The organism is Algoriphagus sp. (assembly GCF_029254265.1).
Taxonomy (GTDB): Bacteria; Bacteroidota; Bacteroidia; order Cytophagales; family Cyclobacteriaceae; genus Algoriphagus.
Genome location: NZ_JAQWXX010000006.1, coordinates 1 through 2,957 on the forward strand (window position 1 = coordinate 1; position 2,957 = coordinate 2,957).

General features: G+C 38.9%; 3 protein-coding genes. 1 reads left to right on the forward strand and 2 read right to left on the reverse strand.

Going from position 1 to position 2,957, the window contains the following annotated elements:
• Positions 1-208 precede the first annotated feature (208 nt).
• Positions 209-1,468: an aminotransferase class V-fold PLP-dependent enzyme gene (locus tag P8O16_RS00415; RefSeq protein ID WP_367182785.1), complete on the reverse strand. Its 1,260-nt coding sequence runs from the start codon at positions 1,466-1,468 to the stop codon at positions 209-211.
• 233 nt (positions 1,469-1,701) lie between these two features.
• Between P8O16_RS00415 and P8O16_RS00420 the strand changes: the two genes are divergently transcribed.
• Positions 1,702-2,409 (forward strand): DsbA family oxidoreductase, encoded by a 708-nt coding sequence (locus tag P8O16_RS00420; RefSeq protein WP_300309709.1) that lies wholly within the window; start codon positions 1,702-1,704, stop codon positions 2,407-2,409.
• A 50-nt stretch (positions 2,410-2,459) separates the two neighbouring features.
• Here the strand turns inward: P8O16_RS00420 and P8O16_RS00425 are convergent.
• The coding region (locus P8O16_RS00425) for a molybdopterin cofactor-binding domain-containing protein (protein WP_300309711.1) at positions 2,460-2,957 on the reverse strand (498 nt) is incomplete at its 5' end.

Sequence of the window (2,957 nt, forward strand, 5' to 3'; positions counted from 1 at the left end):
GTCAAAACCGTTTATTTTGACCTAATTTAGTACCCGTTAAGATCGCAAGAAAGCGATTGTCACTGGCTGTCACTTCTAACTTATTTGGCTACTGGCATCTTTGCGGATATACATAATAAATTTTATGGATAAACCATCCTAATTCTGAATAATCTCAAATAAATCAGATGAATATTTTGTAAAATTTATCAAATATTCAATTTGACGCTTAAGAATTTCCTGACATTTCCTTCAAAGCCAGTACAAATTGGTCCAATTCTTTTTCGCTAGTATAAATATTTGGAGATATTCTACATCCCCTTACGCCAACACCATCAATAGCAACGGTATAGATTTGGTACTTATCCATTAGGACTTTCGCCATTTCAGAAGGAGGATATGCATCCAAACCTACATTCGCAATACCACAAGATCGCATAGGATCCTGAGGAGTATTTACATTCACTCCTGGCAAATCTCTTACCTGATCAGACCAATAGCGCTGAATATATCTCAATCGTTCTTCTTTGCGGTGACTCCCGATTTTTTGATGAAAATCAATCGCGTCTATCACAGCCAAGTCCGTTGCTACTGGGTGAGTACCTATATGATTGAGGTACCCGATTGTCTCCAATTTTAGATCAAAAGGCGCCAAAAGTGGCTCAAGCTTTGAAATTCGATCCTTTTTCACATAAAGCATTCCGGCTCCCAATGGCACTGAAAGCCATTTGTGAAGGCTAGACCCATAATAATCAACTCCTAAATCTGAAATATTAAACTGAAAATGTCCTACAGCGTGTGCTCCATCCACCATCACTTCGACGCCATGCGAATGGGCCATTTCAGCTATTTTTTTAATTGGAAGAATATGCCCTGTGATATTGACAATATGAGGCACCATCAATAGTTTGGTTCTGGGTGTAATCTCTTTTTCATATGCCGCCACAATCTCTTCATCATTTTCAGGGTGCATTGGAATGTCTATTCGGATGATTTTGATTCCGCTTCGTTTCGCCTGCAAATCAAACATGGAAAGCATACTTCCATAATCTTGATTACTTACGATGGCCTCATCTCCAGCTTTCCATGGAAAACCCGAAATAATCAGGTCCAGTGACTCTGTGGTATTTCTGGTAAGCACAATTTCTTCTGGGCTAGCCCCAACCAATTCTGCCAGCTTTGCAGCACTTTTAGCCTTATTCTCCCATTGGACCGTCCGCATGTAATAAGATGCCTGATAATTTACATCCCGGATATGAGTAATATATTTTTCCAGTGTCTCTTGTGGGAGAAAGCAATAATACCCATTCTCTAAATTGATGTATTCAGGCTTGAGTTTGTACGAAGATCGAATTTGATCCCAGAAATCAGATGAAGCAAAATCCAGATTAGCAAAGTCTTCCAAATCCGAAGCTTTGGAATTAAAAATCGAACCAGAACCAATTCCTAGAAATGCTAAGCTTTTGAGAAAAGAACGTTTATTCATCATACAGTGAGTTAAGATTAGAGAATGTAGCTTAAGATAAAAACAATTAATAGGAGAATGGACACCCAGGCAATCCAAGGAGATCTTTTGGGGAATTCAAATTGACAGATAGGGCAGATGCTTGCTTTCTCGTCAATCTCCATTGCACAAGAAGGACATTCTTTGGTTTTCAATTTCGGATAGATTTGAACTCTTTAGTAAATTTTTCAATTTCCTTTCAAGTAAATAAAATAGAAATGAAAATAGAAATATGGTCTGATGTAGTTTGTCCTTTTTGCTATATCGGAAAACGAAAAATGGAAAAAGCTTTAGCTAAATTCCCTGAAAAAGATGCTATAGAAATAGAATGGAAGAGTTTTCAGCTAAACCCTGATCAAAAAACTGATACATCTGTAAGTACACTGGAGCATTTAGCAACTTCTAAAGGTTGGTCAATGGATCAAACTCGGGAAATCACTGCTAATGTCGTAGAAATGGCGAAGTCAGAAGGCTTAGATTTTGATTTTGAAAAGGCAGTAGTAGCAAACACAAGAAATGCTCATCGTTTGATTCACCTTGCAAAATCAGCAGGGAAAGGAAATGAGATGAAAGAGCGGTTATTAGCTGCATATTTCTCTGAAGGGAAAAATGTAGATGATTTTGATACGCTCATTTCTTTGGGAATAGAAATCGGATTGACCGAGGACACCATCAAAAAAGCATTGGAAACTGGCACTTATGAAGATGCCGTTGAAACGGATATTTATGAATCGCGTCAGTTGGGAGTAAGGGGAGTACCTTTCTTTGTTTTTGATAGGAAATTTGGGATCTCGGGAGCTCAACCAGATGAGGTTTTTACACAAACCTTGGAAAAGGCTTGGAGCGAATATGAAAAAGCGAATCAGCCGATTCAGATGAACGGTAGCGCTGACAGCGAGTCTTGTAACATAAATGGGGACTGTTAGTCCCCATTTAATTTTATTTAGTTTGTAATCTGATAGCTAGGCTACCTTAATCACATCCTTAAGTTTTCCATTTCAAGAAGCTGTGGCTGGAAAGGTTGTTCATACAATCGTTTTCCAGTTGCCTTATAAAGTGAATTGCCCAAGGCAGCGAACACAGGAGGGAAAAGAGGTTCTCCTAATCCAGTTGGCGCCTCATTATTTTGTACAAAGTGAACTTCGATTTTCTTTGGAGCTTCCTTGTGGCGGATCATTCTATATGTATCAAAATTCCTTTTGGTTGGAGCTCCATCTTCAAAGGCTATTTCTCCATAAAATGCGTTTCCGATTCCATCGACAATTGCACCTTCTCCCATGTTTGCCGCAGAATCTGGATTGACGACAATTCCACAATCTACCGCAGCATAGACATTTTCAACAACAGGCTGATTGTCTTTTATGGTAATATCGACTACTTCGGCTACATAGGAATTGTGGCAGAAATAGGCCGAAACGCCTCTAGAAATACCAGCAGGAACATTTGACCAGTTGGATTTCTCTCTTACCAATTC